General features: G+C 61.6%; 19 protein-coding genes and 1 tRNA gene. 14 read left to right on the top strand and 6 right to left on the bottom strand.

Features of this window, described 5'->3' with window-relative positions; genetic code table 11:
• Positions 1-244 precede the first annotated feature (244 nt).
• A complete protein-coding gene (locus PKA57_RS01940) occupies positions 245-2,944 on the top strand; it encodes a glycosyltransferase (protein WP_324297233.1) in 2,700 nt (899 codons plus the stop codon).
• Between the two features lie 66 nt (positions 2,945-3,010).
• On the opposite strand, the gene PKA57_RS01945 is transcribed toward PKA57_RS01940, so the two are convergent.
• The 3 genes from PKA57_RS01945 to PKA57_RS01955 form a co-directional block, all read right to left on the bottom strand.
• A complete protein-coding gene (locus PKA57_RS01945) occupies positions 3,011-3,781 on the bottom strand; it encodes an SDR family oxidoreductase (protein WP_324297234.1) in 771 nt (256 codons plus the stop codon).
• Between the two features lie 48 nt (positions 3,782-3,829).
• Positions 3,830-5,566: a class I adenylate-forming enzyme family protein gene (locus PKA57_RS01950; RefSeq protein ID WP_324297235.1), complete on the bottom strand. Its 1,737-nt coding sequence runs from the start codon at positions 5,564-5,566 to the stop codon at positions 3,830-3,832.
• Positions 5,567-5,836: 270 nt separating this feature from the next.
• On the bottom strand, positions 5,837-6,502 hold the full coding sequence (locus tag PKA57_RS01955; RefSeq protein WP_324297236.1) for a glutathione S-transferase family protein: 666 nt from the start codon (positions 6,500-6,502) through the stop codon (positions 5,837-5,839).
• Positions 6,503-6,688: 186 nt separating this feature from the next.
• Between PKA57_RS01955 and PKA57_RS01960 the strand changes: the two genes are divergently transcribed.
• A complete protein-coding gene (locus PKA57_RS01960) occupies positions 6,689-7,057 on the top strand; it encodes a response regulator (RefSeq protein ID WP_324297237.1) in 369 nt (122 codons plus the stop codon).
• A gap of 25 nt (positions 7,058-7,082) precedes the next feature.
• Here the strand turns inward: PKA57_RS01960 and PKA57_RS01965 are convergent.
• A tRNA-His gene (locus PKA57_RS01965) sits at positions 7,083-7,159 on the bottom strand.
• A 233-nt stretch (positions 7,160-7,392) separates the two neighbouring features.
• Between PKA57_RS01965 and PKA57_RS01970 the strand changes: the two genes are divergently transcribed.
• Entirely contained in the window at positions 7,393-8,331 is a 939-nt protein-coding gene (locus tag PKA57_RS01970) for an alpha/beta fold hydrolase (RefSeq protein WP_324297238.1), read from the top strand.
• 21 nt (positions 8,332-8,352) lie between these two features.
• Here the strand turns inward: PKA57_RS01970 and PKA57_RS01975 are convergent, their stop codons facing one another.
• Positions 8,353-9,165 (bottom strand): SDR family oxidoreductase, encoded by an 813-nt coding sequence (locus tag PKA57_RS01975; protein ID WP_324297239.1) that lies wholly within the window; start codon positions 9,163-9,165, stop codon positions 8,353-8,355.
• 247 nt (positions 9,166-9,412) lie between these two features.
• Between PKA57_RS01975 and PKA57_RS01980 the strand changes: the two genes are divergently transcribed.
• Positions 9,413-11,494: an AsmA family protein gene (locus PKA57_RS01980; RefSeq protein ID WP_324297240.1), complete on the top strand. Its 2,082-nt coding sequence runs from the start codon at positions 9,413-9,415 to the stop codon at positions 11,492-11,494.
• A 50-nt stretch (positions 11,495-11,544) separates the two neighbouring features.
• On the opposite strand, the gene PKA57_RS01985 is transcribed toward PKA57_RS01980, so the two are convergent.
• Positions 11,545-11,997 (bottom strand): cupin domain-containing protein, encoded by a 453-nt coding sequence (locus PKA57_RS01985; RefSeq protein ID WP_324297241.1) that lies wholly within the window; start codon positions 11,995-11,997, stop codon positions 11,545-11,547.
• Between the two features lie 133 nt (positions 11,998-12,130).
• Between PKA57_RS01985 and PKA57_RS01990 the strand changes: the two genes are divergently transcribed.
• The 10 genes from PKA57_RS01990 to PKA57_RS02035 all read left to right on the top strand — a co-directional run.
• Positions 12,131-12,382, top strand: coding sequence for a DUF6460 domain-containing protein (locus PKA57_RS01990; protein ID WP_324297242.1), 252 nt, complete (start codon positions 12,131-12,133; stop codon positions 12,380-12,382).
• A gap of 67 nt (positions 12,383-12,449) precedes the next feature.
• Positions 12,450-12,842 (top strand): hypothetical protein, encoded by a 393-nt coding sequence (locus PKA57_RS01995; protein ID WP_324297243.1) that lies wholly within the window; start codon positions 12,450-12,452, stop codon positions 12,840-12,842.
• A gap of 77 nt (positions 12,843-12,919) precedes the next feature.
• Entirely contained in the window at positions 12,920-13,705 is a 786-nt protein-coding gene (locus tag PKA57_RS02000) for an SDR family NAD(P)-dependent oxidoreductase (protein WP_324297244.1), read from the top strand.
• Between the two features lie 379 nt (positions 13,706-14,084).
• Positions 14,085-15,461 (top strand): hypothetical protein, encoded by a 1,377-nt coding sequence (locus PKA57_RS02005; protein ID WP_324297245.1) that lies wholly within the window; start codon positions 14,085-14,087, stop codon positions 15,459-15,461.
• Complete coding sequence (locus tag PKA57_RS02010; RefSeq protein ID WP_324297246.1) at positions 15,458-16,603, top strand: glycosyltransferase family 4 protein; 1,146 nt, start codon at positions 15,458-15,460, stop codon at positions 16,601-16,603. Before PKA57_RS02005 ends, PKA57_RS02010 begins: the two co-directional genes overlap by 4 nt.
• A gap of 67 nt (positions 16,604-16,670) precedes the next feature.
• Positions 16,671-17,861: an O-antigen ligase family protein gene (locus tag PKA57_RS02015; RefSeq protein WP_324297247.1), complete on the top strand. Its 1,191-nt coding sequence runs from the start codon at positions 16,671-16,673 to the stop codon at positions 17,859-17,861.
• Between the two features lie 172 nt (positions 17,862-18,033).
• Entirely contained in the window at positions 18,034-19,293 is a 1,260-nt protein-coding gene (locus PKA57_RS02020) for an oligosaccharide flippase family protein (RefSeq protein WP_324297248.1), read from the top strand.
• Complete coding sequence (locus PKA57_RS02025) at positions 19,284-20,060, top strand: class I SAM-dependent methyltransferase (protein ID WP_324297249.1); 777 nt, start codon at positions 19,284-19,286, stop codon at positions 20,058-20,060. The genes PKA57_RS02020 and PKA57_RS02025 overlap by 10 nt, the downstream gene beginning before the upstream one ends.
• A complete protein-coding gene (gene glf, locus PKA57_RS02030; RefSeq protein WP_324297263.1) occupies positions 20,060-21,151 on the top strand; it encodes a UDP-galactopyranose mutase in 1,092 nt (363 codons plus the stop codon). Before PKA57_RS02025 ends, glf begins: the two co-directional genes overlap by 1 nt.
• A gap of 5 nt (positions 21,152-21,156) precedes the next feature.
• The coding region (locus PKA57_RS02035) for a glycosyltransferase family 2 protein (protein WP_324297250.1) at positions 21,157-22,018 on the top strand (862 nt) is incomplete at its 3' end.

Below are 22,018 nucleotides of genomic sequence, written 5' to 3' on the forward strand. Positions count from 1 at the left end.
GAGTGGATGGATGGGCCGGCAATCCTGCCGCTCGGAAAATCGCCGTAACGTGGCCAGGGCCGCGCCCGGCCATTCATCGACGGTTCATCGCCCGTCACCTATCAGTGACGATGAAAAAGTCCGATCATGCGGTGCTCGCAACCGCATGCCGGAAACGATACGTGGCGGGCGCGGCAGAGCTTGGCTGCCGGACCGCAGGCAATCCGGAACATCCCCCCAGGCGGTTTCTCTTACGGTAGCTTGAATGGACAACCCCGCGTCACCACGCACTTCGAGCAGGTCCCCGCTTGCCCGCGTCGCGATATTCTTCGTCTTCGTGCTTCCGGTCGTGATCGCAGCCAATCTGGCGATCTGGGCCTCGTTCAACCGGCCTCACGAGGCCGAGGCGTGGACCGGCGAGATCGTCGGCTTCTCCTACAGCCCCTATCGGCTCGGGCAGGACCCGACGAAGAACGTCAACCCGACGCGCGAGCAGATCGAGACCGATCTCAAGCTGCTTGCGGGCACTGTTCAGGCCATTCGTACCTATAGCGTCATTCGCGGACAGGAAGACATCCCCGATCTCGCGGCAAGCCACGGGCTGTCGGTCGCAGCGGGCGCCTGGATCGGCACCGACCAGAAGCGCAATGACGAGGAAATCGCCAACCTCATCAAGCTCGCGCCGAAGCGCAACGTCGTGCGCGTCCTGGTCGGCAACGAAGCGCTGCTCAGAAACGACCTGCCGGTGAGCGAACTCATCGACAAGATCCGCGAAGTAAAGAAGAAGGTCTGGAAGCCCGTCTCCACCGCCGAGCCGCCGCATATCTGGCTGAAGCATCCGGAACTCGTGAAAGAGGTCGACTTCATCGGCGTGCAGATTCTGCCCTACTGGGAAGGCATTCCGGTGGACCGCGCGGTCGATGCGGTTTTCGAGCGCCTCGACGAACTGCACAGGGCCTATCCCGACAAGCCCATCGTCATCACCGAAGTCGGCTGGCCGAGCCGCGGCAAGATCATTCCGCGCAAGCCCTATCCCGGCATTCCCGAAGCCGAGCTTTCGGGCGAGGCCGTGCCTTCGCTCGTCAATCAGGCGACCTTCCTGCGCGAGTTCCTCAACCGCGCGAAGAAGGCCGACCTCACCTATTACGTGATGGAAGCCTTCGACCAGCCCTGGAAGGCGGCCGAGGAAGGCGCGGCGGGCAGCTACTGGGGCATCTACAATGCCGAGCGCCAGCCGAAATTCCCGATGGCGGGCAGCATCATCGAGGCGCCGCACTGGCGCTTCTGGGCCTCGATCGCGGCGGGCCTCGCGCTCGTGCTGGCCGTGGTCTTCATGCTTCGCCGCCAGCATGTCGAGACGGCGGGCGTCGTCATCTTCACCATCATGACGCAGATCGCCGCTTCCGCGCTCGCCTGGGCGGGGCTCTCGGTCACGGGTCTCTATCTCACCTCGGTCGATACGTTCATCTGGAGCTTCCTCTTCCTTGCGCAGGGGCTTCTGCTCATCGTGCTTCTCGCCGAGGCGATCGAATTCGTCGAAGTGATCTGGACGCGGCATGGCGAAAGGCACTTCGAGCCCTTCGAGAAGGCGGAAGCCTATCCGCCAAACAAGGTTTCAATTCACGTCCCGATCCACAACGAGCCGCCGGAAATGGTGCGCGAGACGCTGCTGGCGCTCTCCAAGCTCGACTACCCGAATTTCGAGGTGCTCGTTCTCGACAACAACACGGTCGATCCGGCCGTCTGGCAGCCCGTGCGGGACTATTGCGCACAGCTCGGGCCCCGCTTCCGCTTCTTCCATCTTGAGAACTGGCCGGGCTTCAAGGCAGGCGCCCTCAATTTCGGCCTGAAGATGACCGCGCCCGACGCCGACATCATCGCCGTCATCGACAGCGACTATCAGGTCTCGCCGAACTGGCTGCGCATGATGGTTCCCTATTTCGCCAAGGAAGATGTCGGCTTCGTGCAGTCGCCGCAGGACTATCGCGACCGCCACGAAAGCATGTTCAAGAACATGTGCTACTGGGAATATGCCGGCTTCTTCCATATCGGCATGGTTCAGCGCAACTACTTCAACGCCGTCATTCAGCACGGCACGATGACGCTGGTGCGGAAATCGGCGCTCGAGAAGGTCGGCGCCTGGGCCGAGTGGTGCATCTGCGAGGACGCCGAACTCGGCATCAAGCTTTACCGCTCCGGCTATGACAGCGTTTACGTCAACCACTCCTTCGGCCGCGGCCTCACGCCCGATACGCTTGCGGGCTATATCAGCCAGCGTTTCCGCTGGGCCTATGGCGCGGTGCAGATCGTGAAGCATCACTGGGACGCGCTCGCGCCCTGGGCGCGCAAGGGTGGGCTCACCCCGGCGCAACGCTACTACTTCCTCGCGGGCTGGCTCCCCTGGTTCGCGGACGGGCTTGCGCTGCTCTTCACGATCGCCAGCATCGGGCTTTCGCTCTTTGCTCTCTATGCGCCGAAGATGGTGCAGCTACCCGTCGCGGCGTTCCTCATCCCGACGATCGGCAGCTTCATCTTCAAATTCGTGCGCTCGCTGCTGCTCTATGCCGTGCGCGTGAGGGATTGCAGCTTCATCGAAAGCCTCGGCGCAGGCGTCGCGGCGCTCGGCCTCACCCATACGGTTGCCAAGGCCATGCTCAACGGCATGATCACCACGAGCAAGCCCTTCATCCGCACGCCGAAATGCGAGGACAAGCCGCCCCTCGCCGCCGCGATCATCCAGGTGCGCGAAGAAGCCGTGATGCTGACCCTGCTCTGGGGCCTCGCCATCGCCTTCTTCCTCAATCAGGATTTCTCCGACAGCCTGTCGCGGCTCTGGATCTGCGTGCTTCTCGTGCAGTCGGTGCCCTATGCGGCGGCGGTGCTGCTCTCCTTCATCAACGTGCTGCCCTCTCTCTTCAAGCGCACGAAGAAGGAGCCGAGCGGCGCGCTGTCGCCAGCGGAGTGAGACCATCAAGGCAAAGAAAAAGGCCGGCATCTCTGCCGGCCTTTTTGTTCGTGCCCAGCGGCCGTATCAGTTGCCGCCGCCGTCGATGTTGAGTTTCTGTCCGTTGGCGTAGGGATTCGCATCCGAAACGAGATAGACGACCGCCGCCGCCACTTCTTCGGCCGAGCAGACATGGCCGAAGGGGTATTTGTCGTCGAGTTCGTGAATGTCCATGTCCTTCTTGCCGGCACGCGCGGCGGCGAGCCTGCGGCCCATGTCGGTGTCGGTGAGGCTCGGCGCCACGATGTTGGTGCGGATGCCGTATTTGCGCTCTTCCTTGGCGAGCGTCAGCGCCAGCGCTTCCGCTGCCGCCTTGCCCATATTGTACGGGCCGCCATTCGCCGACATGTAGAGCGTCGCCACCGACGAAATGATGATGATGTCGCCGCGCTTCTCCTTGCGCATATGCGGGAGCACGAGCTTCGAGACGAAATGCGGCGCCATGGCGTGCACGCGCAGCACGCGCTCGAGTTCCTGCGGATCGGTATCCGCGACCGACTGGCCGCGCGAGGCGATGCCCGCATTGTTGACGAGGATGCCGATCGAGCCGAAATCCTTCAGCACATCGGCGACCATCTTCTGGTCTTCCTCGAAATTCTCGACCGAAGCCGCATAGGCCTTTGCCTTGCGTCCGAGCTTGCGGATCGCCTCGACGGTTTCGTTCGCGGCCTCCTCGTCGCGGCGATAATTGACCGCGACATCCGCGCCCGCCTGTGCAAGCGCAATGGCGATGGCCCGGCCAATGCCGCGCGAAGCGCCCGTGACGAGCGCGACGCGCCCGCTCAGTGAGATTTCCATCAATCCTCCCATTTCAGGTTGCCGGCCGTCCGCTTCTTCGGCGACGGCTCAATTGGTCGCATATTTCTTCATGTCCTCGCGCAATTCCGTTTTCAGGATCTTGCCATTGGCATTGCGCGGCAGCGGCTCGTGCCGCAACTCGATCTTCACCGGCACCTTGAAAGCGGCGAGAAGCCTGCGCACATGCGCCTTCAGCTCTTCCTCGCTCACCTCCTTGCCCGGCGCGATCTGCACCACCGCGCCCACCTCCTCGCCAAGCACCTTGTGCGGAATGGCGACGACGGCGGCATCCATCACAGCGGGATGGGCGTAGAGCGCGCCCTCGACCTCGACGCAATAGATGTTCTCGCCGCCGCGAATGAGCATGTCCTTCGCGCGGTCGAGAATGAAGACGAAGCCTTCCTCGTCCATGCGGACGAGATCGCCGGAATGAAGCCATCCATCGGTGATCGCGGTGGCCGTCGCTTCGGGCTTGTTCCAGTAGCCCTTGACGATGTTCGGCCCCTTGATCCAGAGCTCGCCCACCTGTCCCGCGGGCACTTCATTTCCCTTCTCGTCGACGACCTTGAGATCGCAGACCGGCACGGCAGGCCCGGCGCTCTCCGGCCGGTTCTCGTAATCCTCGGCCGAATTCTGCGTGGTGATGGACGAGGTTTCCGTAAGGCCGTAGCCATTGCCCGGCTGCACCTTCGGGAATTGCTGCTTGATGCGGGTGACGAGATCGGGCGCGGAGGGCGCGCCGCCATAGCCGATCGCCTCGACGCTCGATGTGTCGTGAAGCGCGAAGTTCGGGCTTTCGAGCACCTGCCAGACCATGGCGGGCACCCCGCCGAAGGACTGGATATGCTCCTGCTCGATCAGTTCGAGCGCGCGCTCGGGATTCCATTTGTGCATGAAGACGAGCTTGCCGCCGCCCGCATACATGGGAACCAGAATCGAGTGACAGCCGGTAGCGTGGAAGAGCGGCACCGAGAGAAGCATGGAACGCTGCGGCGCGTCGGGATCGGGCGCGGGCGGCGTCTCGCCGCGACGGAGACAGGCGCGCGCCGGCGCATAGGCCGCGCTCATCAGATTGGTCATCATGTTGCGATGCGTGCCGAGCGCGCCCTTGGGCTTGCCCGTCGTGCCGGACGTATAGAAGATCGTCGCGTCGTCGTCGGGCTCGAGCCCGGGATCGGGCAGTGCGGCGTCGGAGAGCTTCGCATAGTCTTCCGGCTTGCCGATCAGATCCTCGAGCGCGAGCGCATCGCCCAGCGGCTCGCGCGAGGCGCGCGCCGCGATGATGCCGGCGACCTTGAGATCGCTCATATGCGGCCTCAGCCTGTCGAGGCGTTCGCCATCGACCACGACGACCTTCGAGCCCGAATCCGTGATGCAATATTCAAGCTCCGCCCCGCTGCCCCAGGCATTGATCGGCACGGTGATGGCGCCGATGGCGGCCGCCGCCCAGAAGGCGATCGACCATTCGGGGAAATTGCGCATGGCGATGGCGACGCGGTCGCCCTTGCGGATGCCGAAGCGGTCGGCATAGACGCGAGCGAGTGCGCAGACAGCGCGATAATGGCTGTCGAAATCGAGGCGCTCGCCCTCATAGACGATGAAGTCGCGTTTGCCCCAGCCCTTGCCGAGTTCGAAGATCGCGCGCAGATGCGGCGGCGCGTTCTTGTAGACCCGGGTCGGAATGCCCCGGATCGTCACCGTTTCCATTTCAAAGGGCATGCCCGGCGCCGTCAGCAGCCGGTTCGCATCCGCGATGCTCATCGCGGGCCATTTCGTGTCGGCCATCTTCTCCTCCCCTCAGCGCGGTCAGCCAAAGCAAGCCCTCGAGCGAGGCTTGGGGGAAGGGCTTTGCGATGGCCCGCAAATTCGACCTGTCATTCGGGAGCATCGTCGCTGCCCGGAGGGTCCCTCCGCCCGCCGGACCACGCTCCCCTTGCGGTCTTGTTTCAAGTGCCGCCTGACATATGAAATAGACCTTTTGGGCGCGGATTTGAAGGCGGGAGGCGGCACGGCGATGCGCATGCCGCCTTCCCTTGCGTCAAGACACCGAGGATGTCAGAGGCCGAGCTTGCTGACGAAGCTCCGCTCCTCCGCGATCACGGCGGCAAAGCTCGGCCGCGCATGGATCTCCTTGAGATACCGAGCGAGATTGGGCCATGTCTTCGCGTCCGGCCCGTAGCCCGCATGGGCGAGATTGACGAAATGCGTCGCCACGGAAATGTCCGCGACGGAAAAGGCGCCGCCGGCGATAAACGGCTTCGAGCCGATCTCGGCATCGAGATAGGTGAAGTATTTCGGCAGCTTTTCCGCGAGGGTCTTTTCGGCGGCGGCGCGATCCGGCTCCTTGCCCATCATTTTCGCCAGAACGACGGGGCGGAAGACGCCCATGCCCACATTGGCGGCGAGTTCGGAGTCCGCGTATTCCTCGTACCAGAGCGCGCGGCCATAGGCGAAATTATCCTTGGGGTAGAGCGCAGGTTCGGGCTTCAGCCGCTCCAGATAGGCGCAGATGACGGAACTGTCAGGGAGCGTCGCATCCGGCCCCGCCGCCTCGTCACGCAGAACGGGGATGCGGCCGAGCGGCGAGATCTCCCTGAACCATTCCGGCGGCTGGAAGGGGCTCACCTGCTCCAGCTTGTAGTCGAGGCCCTTCTCGGCCAGAAAAACCCGCACCTTGCGGACGAAGGGCGAGATGGCCCCTCCATAGACGATCAATGACATTTTATACTCCCTGATGACGATGCCCGATGCTGCGTCGGCGGCTTTGCGCGAGGCAAGTCATTTGTAAATTCGAGCGGCGCTGCTCTCGGCCTTCTTGCGGGCGAACCGCTTGCCCTAAATGACACATAGGATCACACGAGCCTATAATCCGGGGTGAATCCATAACCGGCAATGGGTGCTGAAAGCATGGGCAAGGTACTGGTGATCGAAGACGAGCCGCTCGTGCGCGACACGATCCTCCTCGCACTCGAAACCGACGGGCATAGCGTCGTCACCGCCTCCGACGGCCGGGAGGGCATGATGAAGCTCGGCCTCCAGCCATTCGACGTGGTGGTGACGGACCTCATCATGCCGGAGCAGGAAGGGCTCGAATCGATCCGCATCATCCGCCGCGACTATCCCGGCACGCGCATCATCGCCATATCGGGCGGCGGCCGGCATGTGGGGACGGACTATCTCAAGGCGGCAAGCCTGCTCGGCGCCGATTTCGCCCTGCAAAAACCCTTTTCCATGGCGCGGCTGCGCCAATGCGTGGCGGAGTGCCTCGCCCCCTGAACGGGCTCGAATTTCGGGGAGGGAATGGTACAGGCGCCCCGGATCGAACGGGGGACCTCTAGATCCACAATCTAGCGCTCTAACCAGCTGAGCTACGCCTGCACCGGCGGCGTGGGCTCCCTTGTGGGGACTTGCGGCCGATGCGGCCACCCTCGCGATGGCCGGGAACTTAATTCGACCTCCCCGCGAAGGCAAGGGCCACAAATGCCCATCCACATCCCCGATTCAGGACTTGATCGAGGGAACGCGGCAGCCGACAGCACCGGCGGCCCTGCATCTTGCCGCGCGCCTGAATCGCGTATAGTCGCCGGAGCCGATAATCCAGAAGGCAAATCATGAGCGAGCATCCGATCAGCACGGCATATATCGAGGCGAACGGCCTCGCCTTCGAAGTCGATATGTGCGGCGAGGGCGAAAAATTCGCGCTCTTTCTGCACGGGTTTCCCGAGAACAAGTTCTCCTGGCGCCACCAGCTCCCGCTCCTCGCGGAACTCGGTTACACGGCCTGGGCGCCCAATCTCAGGGGCTATGGCGGCACGTCGCGACCCAAGGGGGTCGCCGCCTACCGCATGGAGCACCTCAAGGCCGATGTGGCGGGCCTCATCGACGCGGCTCGGACGCGCGGCATCAAGGGGCCGGTCACCCTCATCGCCCATGACTGGGGCGGCGCCATCGGCTGGGCCTTCGCGCTTTCGGGCGACAGGCCGCTCGAGCGCTTCATCGTCATGAACCTGCCGCATCCCGCCCTCTTCCTGAAGGGCCTCAAGAGCTGGGCGCAGATCAGGCGCTCCTGGTACATCTTCTTCTTCCAGCTTCCCTGGCTCCCCGAAAAGCTCTTCACCGCGCGCAATGCGGAGGCGATCGCGCAGGCCTTTGTCGGCATGGCGGTGACGAAGAGCCGCTTCCCGGAGAGCGTGCTCGCCGAATATCGCAAGTCCGCGCTCATTCCCGGCGCGATGACGGCGATGATCAATTATTACCGCGCGAGTTTCCGTGATCGCAGCGGCGCCAGCGCGCTCAGCGAGCCGCCGATCCTCGAAACGCCGACGCTCATGCTCTGGGGCGAGGAGGATGCGGCGCTCGGCCGCGAGTTGACGCTCGGCACCGAAAAGCTCGTGAAGGACTTCACCATCCGCTACCTGCCGCAGGTCTCGCATTGGGTGCAGCAGGAGGCGCCGGAAGCGGTCAACGCCATGATCCGCGCCTGGATCGAGGGTCGCCCGGTGCCGCAGGCAGGCCCCAGAGGCCAGCTCCTCATCGAAGCGGCGAACTAGAGCCCCGAAGGGCGGCAGGCCTCACAGGGCGAGGCGGCCGAGCGCCCCCGCAACGCCGCGCACGATCCATTTGGGCGCCGCGCGCGCGGCGATGCTCGCCGCAAAATTGATCGCGCCCGGCACGCGGATCACCTCCCCCGCAATGCAGGCGGCATAGCCCTGCGCCGCCACATCTTCGACATCGCCGATGAGGAAGGGCGGCAGTTGCGAAGCGGCGGCGCTCCCCTCCTTCGCGCGCTCGACCATGCTCGTTTGCGTGATGCCGGGACAGAGGGCCGTCACGCTCACGCCCGTGCCCTTGAGTTCCTCGGACAGAGATTCCGTCAGCGACAGCACATAGGCCTTGGTCGCGGCATACGTCGCAAGCGACGGCACGGGCTGGAAAGCGGCGATCGACGCGACATTGAGGATGCGGCCCCGCCCGCGCTCGAGCATCGGGGCGAGGAAGCGGCTCGTCATCTCGGTGAGCGCCGCGATATTGAGGCCGATCAGTTCCTGATGGCGTTCGGGCGGAATGCTCCGGAAAGCGCCTAATTCGAGCACGCCCGCATTGTTGACGAGCACGTCAATATGGAGTTTGCGCCGCGCGCAAGCGGCAAGAAGGGTCTTGGGCGCGCCGGGCTTCGAGAGATCGGCGGGCATTGCGATCGCCTTCACGCCGAATTCCGAGGCGAGCTGCCCGGCAAGCGCTTCGAGCTTGTCGCGGCTGCGCGCCACGAGAACGAGATCGAAGCCGCCCGCCGCGAACTGGCGCGCGAGCGCCGCGCCTATGCCCGCCGACGCGCCGGTTATGAGTGCGGTTTCGCGCGCCGGCGCCTTTGAACGTGCGGTCATGATCCCCTCCCTCTCCCTGAAAAAGCATAGCGCCCTTTTTCGCGCGCGGGATCATGCTTTTTTTCACAAATCTTCTCTTCGCAAGGAATGCGGCAGGCGTCACAATTGTGCCCGACTGCCGTGCTCAATCGACCGCAAATCATCCGCGCGGGGACGTAATGATTCTCAGCCGGCCGGAACTGAAGCTGGCCGTGTTTGCGAACGAAAAGCCCCCGCACTCCGCCAAGAGCAGACGAGGGAGAACTCCATGTCGCGCCTCATCGCCATCCTCGCCGGTATTGCCGTCATCCTCATTGCGGTCATCGTCGCAGTGCCGCTCTTCATTCCCACGAGCGTCTACAAGGAGCGCGTCGTCTCGATCGTGAAGAGCCAGACGGGCCGCGACCTTGCGATCGGCGGCAATGTAGGGCTCTCCTTCTTTCCAAGGCTTGCGGTCAAGGTCGAGAATGTGAGCCTCTCCAACGCTTCCTGGGCGAAGGATCGCGACATGGTCGCGATGCGAGAGATGCGGGCCGCGCTCAAGATCCTGCCGCTCTTCCGGGGCGAGGTCGAGATCGACAGTTTCGTTCTCGTCGATCCGGTGATCCATCTCGAAGTGCGCGCGGACGGCACGCCCAACTGGCAGTTCTCCACCGCGCAGGCGCCCGCAGCGACCGGGCAGGCACCCGCGGCGCAGGGACCGAGCGGCGCATCGCTGAAGCAGATCCGCCTCGGCGATGTCTCGATCTCCAACGGCTCCGCCACCTATCGCAACGCCAGGACGGGCGCCTCGCTCGCCTTTGAAAAGGTCAATCTCGATCTCGCCATGCCGAGCCTCGACGAGCCTTTCAAGGCCGATGGTTCGCTGGTCTGGAACAGCGAACCGCTGAAGCTCTCGCTCGTGGCGGATCGCCCCCGCGCGCTCACCTCGGGCGGCGAAACGCCCGTCACCTTCTCGCTCGCCTCCTCCAAGATCGACGCGACCTACAAGGGCACCATCCGCCCCCTCGAAGGTCTGCGCTTTGCGGGCGACATCAAACTCGCCATCGCCTCGGTTCGCCAGCTTTCGGCATGGCTCGGCCATCCGCTGCCCGCCGGAAACGGCTTCGGCCCTCTCTCGATAGAAGGCCGCGCATCGGGCGAAAGCGGCAATTATGCCTTCAACGACGCGAAGGTGAGCCTCGACGGCATGAATGCGACGGGCGCTCTCACCATCGCGACCGGAGGCGCGCGGCCGCTCGTCAAGGGCAAGCTCGCGGTCGACCGCATCGACACCAATGTCTATCTCGCAAGCAATGACACCTCCGCCGCCCCGAAACCCGTGGGCGACGCGGCGGAGAGCGGCAATGGCGGCTGGAGCAACGAGCCGCTCGATCTTTCGGGCCTGCGCGCGGTCAATGCCGACATCGCCTTCAGCGCGGGCGAACTCCTGTTCAAGAAGATCACGATCGGCGAAAGCGCGCTCGCCCTGCGCCTCAACGATGGCGTGATGACCGTCAATCTTTCCCGGCTGGCTCTCTATGAGGGCTCGGGCACGGGCATGGTCGCGCTCGACGGTTCGGCGCGCGAGGCGCGGGTCAAGGCATCGTTCACGATTTCCGGCGTCGCCGCCCAGCCGCTTCTTGCCGATGCCGCCGATTTCAAGCGGCTCGACGGGCGCACCGCGCTCAATTTCGCGATCGAAACGGCGGGCGCGAGCCAGCGCGAAATGATTGGCGCCCTTGGCGGCAGGGGAGAGGTCCGGTTCACGAATGGGGCGATCAAGGGTGTCAATGTCGCCCAGCTCATCCGCACCGTCACCACCAATCCCGTGACCGGATGGGGAAGCGGCGGCACTCAGGATACGGATTTTTCGGAGCTCGGCGGCACTTTCACCATCGAGCGCGGCATCCTCACCAACAGCGATCTCAAATTGCTGAGCCCGCTCGTTCGCGTCAGCGGCGCGGGCACGGTCGATCTGCCGCACCGGACGCTCAACTACCGTATTGCTCCGAAGCTCGCCGCCACGCTCGAAGGTCAGGGCGGCGCTGCCGATACGAAGGGGCTCGAAGTGCCGCTCATCATCGAGGGGCCATGGGCCGCGCCGAAATTCCGCCCGGACCTTCAGTCCATGCTCCAGAACCCGCAAGGAACGATCGAGCAGCTCAAGGGCCTCAAGGGCGAAGGCGGGAAGGAATTGCTGAAGGGGCTTCTCGGCGGCTCGAAGAGCGAAACCCAGCCGCAGACGACCGGGCCGGAAGGCGCGGCGCCCCAGACGCCATCCGGCGAGACGGGCGGCACGCAGCAGACGGCACCGTCCGGCGAGAAGCCGAAGCCCGGCGAAACGCTGAAGAAGCTCTTTGGCGGCTAGAGCGTTTTCGGCAAGAGCGGAAACCGCCCGGCGCGCCTCCCGGAGCCGCGTCAGACCTTCTTCACATCGGCGAGATCGATATATTCCTTCACGCCGTCGACCCGGTACATGCGGCGATCGAGGCGGGGATAGGTGCAGATGTCGATCCGCGAGCGCGTGCCGCCCATGAGATAGACGAGATCCTCGCCCGCCTCCTCCGGCACGCGCATGGAATGGGCGGGCGAATTTGCCGGAAAGGCCATGAAGTCGCCGGGGCCGACCGGAAACTCCTCCGCGCCGATGGCCGCCACGCCCCGGCCCGAAAGGATATAGAGGAATTCCTCGTCCTGACCGTGGAAATGGTGCTCGGTGGTGGCGTGGCCGGGCTCCACCCGGACAAGGTGAAGGCCCATATCCTTCAGCCCTGCAAGATCGCCGAGCGAGCGCGTATGGCGCACCGCCCCGGCGTTGAACTGGTGGACATGCCGCCGCTCCTCGAGCGCCGCAATGGCCTCCGCGCTCAAGAATAGCCCTTCGGCCCCCTTCCCTTTCCCGTCCATCCCCTCCTCCCGCCTGAAGCCCGGGCTTTGTCCCGGGGCGCGCGGCGTCTAGACTGTCCCAAGTCGAGATTCACAGGGACGCGAGCCAGCGCCGCCCATGTTCTACAACTTCATGTCGACGCTCGTGAAATTCACCCTGGGCGCGGTCCTCATCGGGGCGCTGCTCAATGAATTCAACATCAGCGCCGATCAGGTCCTCACCGATGTGGGTCTAACGCCGCAGCACATCATGGCGGTGATGCGCGAGGGTGTCGAATGGGCGCTGCCGCATTTCATACTGGGCGCCATCGTTCTCGTGCCCATATGGATCGTCATTTTCCTGCTCAAGCCGCCCAGACTGGGCAAGTAGGCGGCGCCCCACGGGCAGGCGCGTCCGCGGCTTTGCAAGCGGCGGCAATAAAATATAGAAGAGCCACATGCTGAAACCTGCCCTCATGGCGCGGGCCGCGACCGCCGCCATCCTCATCGCCGCGCTTGCGCCCGGCCTTGCCCATGCCGCGGGGAAGAAGGGCAAGGATGTGGGCGCCGGGCTCGTTGGCAACACGGTCGAGCTTGCGGGACCTCAGGGCACGACCAGAATCTACTACCCCGACCGCAAGGCCATCGTCGTGCGCGCGCCCGACGGCTCCGAGATGAAGGGGCACTGGCGCGTCAAGGGGCGGCAGATTTGCACCCGCATGGAGAAGCAGGCTGAAAACTGCACCGCGCCCATCGACGTTCCCCCCGTCGCCGGAAGCTCCGGCACGCTTCCCGGCGAGGCAGGCGGCGCGGACCTCCAATGGTCGGTGAGGAAGGGCAAGGGCTTTTAACCCGCCCCTCCTATCCGGCACCCTCGCAAGCGCCTAGAATCCGGCAAATCATTGGAGAGCGATTCGCGGAGGGCGACATGGGCAGACTCTCGGGCAAGCGGGCCATCGTCACAGGCGCTGGAAGCGGCATCGGGCGCGCGAGCGCCGTTCTCTTCGCCCTAGAAGGCGCGAAGGTGGTGGCCGTCGACCGGGTCGAGGACGCGGTCGACGAAACGGCGGCCATCATCCGCAAGGCGGGCGGCACCGTGACCTCCGTCGCCGCCGATGTGGGCAACGAGGAGGCCGTGAAGGGCTTCATCGACCATTGCGTCGAACAGCATGGCGGCCTCGACGTCATCTATGCCAATGCGGGCATCTCCGGCGGAATGGTGCCGCTCGCCGAGCAGACGGTCGACTACTGGGCTGAAATCCTCCGCATCAACCTCATCGGCCCGTTCCTCGCCATCAAGCACGCCGCCCCCCATATGATTCGCCAGGGCAAGGGGTCGATCATCTGCACGGCCTCGGTCGCGGGCCTCAGGGCCAATGCAGGCGGCACGCCCTATAGCGCGAGCAAGGCAGGCGTCATCAGCCTGGTGCAGACGACCGCGAACGAATTCTACGGAACCGGCGTGCGCGTCAACGCGATCTGCCCCGGCCTCATCGAAACGGGGATGACGAAGCCCATCTTCGACAATGCCCGCGCGCGCGGCACGGATACGAAGATCGGCCAGCTCAATCCGCTCAAGCGCTACGGCGTGCCGGAGGAGATCGCGCATATGGCGCTCTTCCTCGCCAGCGACGATGCCTCCTATGTGAACGGCCAGGCCATCGCCGTCGATGGCGGGCTTTCGAGCACGCATCCCTTCGCCGGCAGGCGCTGATTGTTTGGACCCGAACCGGAGCGGTCTATGAGCTGGCGTCCCGCGTCATGGTGACAGCGCCGGACGATGGCTTCCTTGAGGGCGTGGTCCATTGCGACGAACAGGTGGAGCTTGCCTTTATCCTGCAGTAGCGGCGCGCTCGCGAAAGGCGATGAAGGTCGCCTCCCCTCATCAACGGTCAAAACGGTACTCCGGAGGCAGAGTGGACTGGGGGCCGCGGAGATTCAGGCGCTCGTAGCGCGAGCATGCGACGCCGGCAACATTGCAGCTTTCCCATAACAATCATGATACGAGTTCGTCACAAAACCGTCTTTCAACGGACGACCTCCGAAGAGTCTCATGCTGAGTTTGACTCAAGCACCAACAACACAGCGCAACCATGACATTGACGCCGCCTTTCTACTATCGGCTTCCCGTTACCTTGCAGAATGCGGCGGTCAGCCTTTACGGCCTGTGGCGCGAAAGACGCCGTTTCGGTTCCGATTTTGAAAAGAAGCTCGCATTGGTCTGTGAGAGGGCGGCCACAGATCATGAAAGCATGATCGCTTACAGGGATAATCGCCTCGCGGTCTTTGTCAGGCACGCGGCCAAAACGACGCCTTATTATCGCGAGTTGTTTCGCAAGAACGGCATCGATCCGAACGAGATTCGGACGATCTCCGATCTCTCGCGGTTACCAATCCTGGATAAAAATTTCGTAGCCCGCAATCGCGACCAGTTCATCTCCGAAGCCATCGATCCGAACAAGGTAATCTGGGCTCGCACCAGCGGTACGACGGGCGGCGGATTGGTCTTTCCCGTCACATTGAGTGCGCATCAGGAACAGTGGGCGACGTGGTGGCGATATCGCTCATGGCACGGCATCGACAGGTCGATCTGGCACGCGACATTTACCGAACGAAGTATCGCGCCAGCCGACCAGACGAAGCCGCCCTTCTGGCGTATGGACTATGTCGGGCGCCAGATTTTCTTCAGCCCTCACCACATCAGTGAGGAAAATATCCGTCACTACATAGATCATCTCAACAGGGTCAAGCCGCGATGGCTGACCGGACGCCCATCGCTTATCTCCGAATTGGCGTCGTATATGAACCGCACAGGGCATGGTCTCGACTATCAATTGGAGTGGATCACCCTTGGAGCCGAGAATTTGCTGGCGCATCAGAGACATCAGATCCAACGGGCTTTCGGCATTACACCGGTTCAGCACTACGGGATGGAAGAAGGAGTGGCGAACATCTCGGAGCACCCCGATCACACACTGCGCATCGACGAAGACTTCGCGGCGGTCGAGCTGGTCCCATCGGACATGCCCGGATTATGTAAAGTTGTCGGTACCAATTTCAGCAATCCGGCCTTTCCTCTACTGCGCTACGATGTTGGCGATCTCGTATCCGCCGATGAACTGCCGGCCAGAAGCGGCGCATTCAGACGCATCATTCGCACACTCGATGGCCGGACCGACGACTTCGTCGTGCTGCGCGACGGACGGAAAGCCATAGGCTTGAACAATCTCTTCGCTCCATTTACCGACATAGCCAGCGCCCAGATCACGCAGACCGAGCCGGGCGAAGTTACGATCTGCCTCGTCAAGGGCTCGGGCTTTTCGTCCGAAACCGAAACAAAACTTCGGCAGGCAGCCGCAGCACACCTGGGAGCCGACACCCGGATCGACGTCAAATATGTGGACACCCTCGTGAAAACGAGCAATGGAAAAGTCAGGCTGGTCATCTCCAGCGCCGGTAGAATCTATTGATTGATCATCACAGTGCCTCGGTCCGCACCGACAGGAAGCGGCCTTCCGTAATTGCCCTCGTTCAGCTTCCGCCGCCGATGCATGGTGCGGCGGCAATGAATTTGCGCGTCGTCGAGTCGAAGCTGCTGAACGAGAATTTCGACATCGAAACCATCCCCATCCAGCTCAGCACCTCGCAGGTGAATATCGGCAGCCTGTCGCCCGGAAAGCTGCTCCGTGTCGCGGCGTTGTCCATCCGGTTTGCACTTGCCCTCTGGCGCCGACGACCGGACATCGTCTATTTCACACTGCCACCGACGGGGGGCGGCTTCTATGCGTGTCTGCCGCTCGTGACTCTCGCGAAGGCATCCGGCACGCGCATCGTCTATCATTTCCACGGGAAAGGTATTGAAGCCCATGCGCAGCGATCCGGAATATACCGGCGGCTGATGAAATGGGCGCTCAAGGGCAGTCGGGTCATTCTTCTTTCCCCACGCCTCTATGATGAAGTTGCGCCCTTTGCTCCGCGCGAAGCGGTCCACTTCATTCCGAACGGCATCCCGATCACGGCAGCACCTCACCACGAGGGCTCGACTGACGACAGGCCCCCGCAAATCCTCTATCTGTCGAACCTTGTTCTCACTAAGGGTCCACTGGTCCTGCTCGAGGCGCTGGCCACTCTCGCAGCGCGCGGCGCGAATTTCCGGGCAGTCATAGCCGGAGCCGAAACCTCTGATCTCAGCGCTGCCCGTCTCGCGGAGGAAATCCACATTCGTGGCCTCGAGAGACATGTGCACTATGCCGGTCCTGTCTATGGGGCCGACAAGGAACGGCTACTTGCGCAATCGGATATCTTCGCCTTCCCCACCTACTACCGGAACGAAGCTTTCCCCATTACCTTGCTCGAGGCCATGTCAACGGGCCTTGCTATCGTCACCACGCCGGAGGGCGCCATTCCGGATTTCATACGCGACGGAGTAAACGGCATACTGGTTCCGCAACAAGACCCGGCCGCTCTGGCAGACGCTCTGCAACGGCTTCTGGAGACACCGCCTTCGCGTACCGCAATGGGACTGATCAACAGGGATACCGTGCTCCGCGACTTTACCCTCGATCGGTTTGAGGGGCGCATGCGCGAGGTGCTGATTGAGACGTTGTTATGATAGGTTGCGCCGGATTTACGATAGAGGACCCATTCCGACCGTCGAGATTCAGCTACGGATTTGAGTGATGCACGCACACGGCCTCAATCGGACGACCTCCCATTCCAGCATTTCAATTCGATTTCCCACGCTTCTGATCTGCTGGTTCATCGGCGCCATCATCCTTGGGCAAATCGGTCCGGCGACCCCGCTGAAATGGATCATCTACACGACGCCTCTCGTGGCCTTGATGGCTCACGCCGTTGCGAGCTTCCGTTTCGGAGAAAGACTGGAAAGAGGTCCTGCATTCGCCTTTCTGGCTTACGCTTTGGCCGTCTTCGGGACGCTGATGTCGCGTACGCAATTCGATTACTACATGGTGCGCGACATCACCTTCATCTTCGGCGCGATTATCACGTGCGTTCAGCCGCTGCAGCCGCAGCATCGGGACGTGCGCTTCCTGCTCCTCGGCCTATTCCTCACACTCATCACCGCGATCATATTTGGCAACGTCGCATTCGAGGACACGTTCAACATCCTATCCTCGCGAGGCGGCGCCGAAACAAGTTTGTCATTCGCATTTGGCGCCATCTTCATCTATTTCTGCCTTGCGAAGGACTGGCGCTGGGCAATCCTCGCTGGATTGCTGACTCTGATCACCTTCAAGCGCGGCGCCCTTCTGGCGATTTTCGTAGTGCTCTCGATCCACTTCTTCTTGCAGAGCATGCCTGGCCTGACGCACTTCCTCCGTCGCACGACACGGTCGTTATTTCCGATTGCGATTTTCGCATTTGCTACGCTTGCCGCGCTCTATCTCAATGAAATTGCGACTGTGATCGTTCACTATTTGGATCCCTATGACAGCTCCAACCGCTTCACGATGGGACGCATCATGCTTTCCAGTATTGTCGGCTGGCATTTTCAGAATTCGCCGTGGATCAGCTATCTGTTCGGCCATGGGCCCGGAACCGCCGAGCTTCTTCTGACCCAGTCTCTTGGGCAGACCATGCTACCGCACAATGACTATCTCAAAATGCTCTATGAGTATGGCGTGGTCGGCGCACCCCTTGTTTGCTTCACGATATACGCGCTGTTCGGAACAACGTCGATTGGCCGGCGTCTCCTGTTTTACACGGCGATCCTATTCATCACGGATAATCTACTCATTTACTATTACTATCTTTTCACCTGCATCATACTCTCTCGCGTTCGACCGCCATTGCCGGCGGCGCGAACACACGGCAACGCACATGTCGATCGTATCGCGCAGACGGCATGAAAATACGCTCCGCCGAAGGTGCTCATAGTGACCTCTACTGCTTGAGCGGCGTATCCCCCGTCAACCGGCCAGAGAACGACCTCTGCAATGCATCGGCACTGTGCGTTCCTCTCTGCAACTGCGCGGCAGAAAGTGAAGCTTCAATTCGGAATTGGCGGGGAGCGGTGGCCTGATGGGTAAAAACCGCGGAAACGCCAATATCGACCTGCCCGCCCACTCTTTGACTAAGGGCATAACGTCCCTCTACGTGCTGCAGGCGATAAACTATGTCTTTCCTCTCATCACCATTCCCTATCTCACCCGCGTTCTCGGGGTCGAGGCATTCGGTATCACCCAGGTCACGATCGCCTTCGCGACCATCGGAAGCCTCATTGCAGATTGGGGGTTCAACTATACGGGCACTCAGGCTGTCGCTCGTTCGGCCAAAACCGGTTCGGCCCTGAACAAGATCGCTTCGGACACGATATCCGCGAAGTTACTGCTCTGCTTCCTCTGGTGCGCCGGTATTCTGATATGGGCGGTCACTGTCGGAAAAGGCCTCCTCCATTATCACCTTCTCGCATTACTGATTACGCTGTCGACCACGCTGACGCCGACATGGCTCTATCAGGGATTGGAACTCTTTCAGGAAATAGCGCGCATCAATGCGATCATCCGTATCCTGACCACAATTTTGATTTTCGCGCTGGTCAGGGAGCCTGATGACATGGCGCTTGTCATCCTGTTCACAGCGCTGCACGGCTTTTTAGTGGCGGCATGGTTGTGGACGCGGATCTTGCGCCGCGGCCTGCGGCTTCATTTCCCTGAAATGTCAGCGATCCGCGGAACGCTTCGCGACGGGTTGGAAGTATTTTTCACCACCGCACTCACGAGCTCCTATACGACGGGCGCTGTTCTTGCCGTCGCCGCGATTGGCGGCAACGAAGCGGCCGGTGCATATGCGGCAGTCGAGCGCATCATATCTGCGTGCAAGGCGACGATGGGGCCGGTGGTTCAGGTCCTCTACGCGCGGGTCAGCAGCTATCGTCAGATATCGCGTGTTCAGTATATGGACGTCACTTTCTGGCCTTTCTCGATTCTGTTCGTTTTCATTTGCGCAGCCACTTTCTTACTTATTGCAGGCAGTCCCTATTTTTTCGACGACCTGATGAAGGTTCCATTTGAACAGATCCGGCTTGTCCTCCCGATATTGGCGCTGACACTTCCGACGCTGGCTCTGGCACACTGGCTCGTGACGATCGGCCTCCTCGCCCGAGGCAAGAGGACCGAATGGATGATCGTCATTCTCTGTGGTCCTGCCGTCGGCTTACTCAGCGGAGGAGCACTAATCGGTCACGCCGTCGCTCAGGACGTGGTCGCCGTGGCGGTGTCTGCCACTGAGTTCACCATCCTCATGGTCGGCTATTTTGTGTGGAGAAAGTCATGGCGATAGGCAGCGTACTGCGCGCTACCAAACGCAATCCCGTTGCCCGAACGATAACCGGCATTTTCGGAACCTCGGATTTTCACAGCCATCTCAGGCTTGAGGCGCCACTTCGATTCGTGCGCTCGCTACCCGAAAAGCCGATCGACATTCTCGAACTCGGCTGTGGCGGCGGTTTCGTTCTGACAGAAATATGCTCTCGTGTCGAAGTGAACACCGCGCTTGGCATCGATTTGTCCGAGACGCATGTGGAAAGCGCTAATGCGCTTCGGGCGGCCGTTCTTCCGGACAAGGCGCTGCGCTTCGAAGTCGGAGATGCTTCAGAGATGGCCTCCGGCAGCCACTACGATATAATTCTCCTGATGGACGTGCTGGAGCATATTGACGACGTCAAGCCCGTTCTGGATTTCGTCAGGACACATCTTAAATCCGATGGTGTACTGCTTGTCTCTGTGCCGACACCCTTGTATCCACATGTCTTCGGCCGCAAATTTCATGAACAGATCGGTCACGTCCGTGACGGATACACGCTCCAGTCGCTGAAAGAGGCATGTTCGGATTTTGTCGTTGAATCCTATAAATATTCCACAGGCCCTTTGGCCATTCCGTTTTGCGCCTTTTATTATCGTGTGGCGACGCGCCTACCGCGCAAGCTCTGCTCGCTGATCGGATTTGTCATGACGCCCTTTTCGGTGCTGGACATCTGGCATCCTCCCGCCCTTTCCTGTTCACTGTTCGCGGTTCTGCGACCAGCGACGAAATCGGTTGCCGCATGATTCACGACTATCTCATCGTCGGCGCTGGCTTTGCCGGCAGCGTCTGCGCGGAACGCCTCGCATCCGCCGGCAAGACCGTTCTTCTGATCGATCGGCGAACGCATATCGGCGGGAACGCCTATGACTGCCTTGATCAAGCCGGTGTGCTCATCCATCCTTACGGACCGCACATCTTCCACACCAATTCAGAGCGTATATTCGAATATCTGAGCCGGTTCACCGACTGGCACTTCTACGAACACCGCGTTCTGGCCCAGGTCGACGGCGGGCTCTATCCGATCCCGATCAACCGAACCACGATCAACAGTCTCTACGGGCTCGATTTGCGCGAAGACGAGGTTGAAGCCTATCTGGAGAAGGTTCGCGAGCCATGCCCCCGCATCGCGACGAGCGAGGATGTCGTCTTGTCGAGCGTCGGCCGCGACCTCTGCGAGAAGTTCTTTCGAGGCTATACGCGAAAACAATGGGGGCTCGATCTGTCCGAGCTCGCAGGTAGCGTCGCAGCGCGAATCCCGACACGCACCAATGACGACGATAGATATTTCACCGACAAATTCCAGTTCATGCCCTCGCAAGGTTATGCGCGGATGTTCGAGCGCATGCTTTCACATCCCAATATCGAAATCCGGCTCGGCGCCGACTACTTCGAGCACCGCGCATCTCTGCGTGCGCGGCACATCGTCTTTACCGGCCCCATCGACGCCTTCTTCGGTTTCCGGTTCGGCAAGCTTCCCTATCGCAGCCTGCGCTTCGAGCACGAGCATCTGCCCTCGACCGCACAATTCCAGCCAACCGGCACGGTCAACTTCCCGAATGATCATGCCTATACGCGCATCACCGAGTTCAGGCACCTGACTGGCCAGCCGCATGAAGGCACCTCCATAGTACGGGAATATCCGCAGGCGGATGGAGAACCTTATTATCCGATCCCCGCGCCTGCCAACGAGGTGCTCTACAAACAATATGAGGCGCTGGCGCTGCAGGAAAAACACGTGACCTTCGTCGGACGTCTGGCCCAATATCGCTATTACAATATGGACCAGATCGTCGGCAGCGCCCTCGCGGCCACCAGCCGGATTATCGGGAATTGACCTCCATGCGCATCGCAGCGGTTATCGTCACCTTCAATCGCAAGGCTCTGGCCATCGAGTGCCTGAAGGGCATGCTCGGTCAATCCCGCATGCCCGACCATGTGTTCATCATCGACAATGCGAGCACTGATGATACGCCTGAGGTGCTGAGTGCTACTGGCATTCTGGGGCGCGAAGACGTCACCTATTTTCGTACGGAAACGAATCTGGGTGGCGCGGGCGGCTTCCATCAAGGCATGAAGCTCGCGTATGAGGCCGGCTATGACTGGATCTGGATCATGGACGATGATGTCGAGCCGCTACCCTCGGCACTGGAGCGCATGCTCGGATTCGCCGATATTTCCCGCTGCATTCAGCCGGGACGCATGTATGCCCACGGCGAGCGCGTTGATTGGGATCAGACATTCGACCCTTCAACGGGAATCAAAAGCTTTCACAAAGACACGCGGCTGAAATACCGACCATGGAAGGAGGTCGATGTCGGCTGCTTCGAGGGCATGCTGATCGCAAGAGAGATCGTGGATCGGATCGGCCTACCTGATCCGCGTTTTTTTCTCGTTCACGACGATTCCATTTATGGCTTCGCGGCATCGCTGCATACGCCGGTCATCTATCTGCGTGACAGCCTGATGCTCAAGAAGCTCCGTCCGAACACGCTCTCGCCCCGCTTCTGTTTCTACGCCGCACGCAATCATTTTCTCGTGATGGAGCAGCTGACGGCGCTTGGTGCTGCCGATCGCAGGGGAAGGCTTATCGTCGGCGCCTGTTTCCTCCTCTCTACGCTTCTTGCCAAGTCGCTGGTTCGCGGCGGCCTCAAACCAGCCATCGCGGTCATGCGCGGCATCCTCGCGGGATGGCAGGGGAAGT

Origin of the sequence: Parvibaculum sp., from assembly GCF_035325945.1 — a bacterium.
Classification (GTDB): domain Bacteria; phylum Pseudomonadota; class Alphaproteobacteria; order Parvibaculales; family Parvibaculaceae; genus Parvibaculum.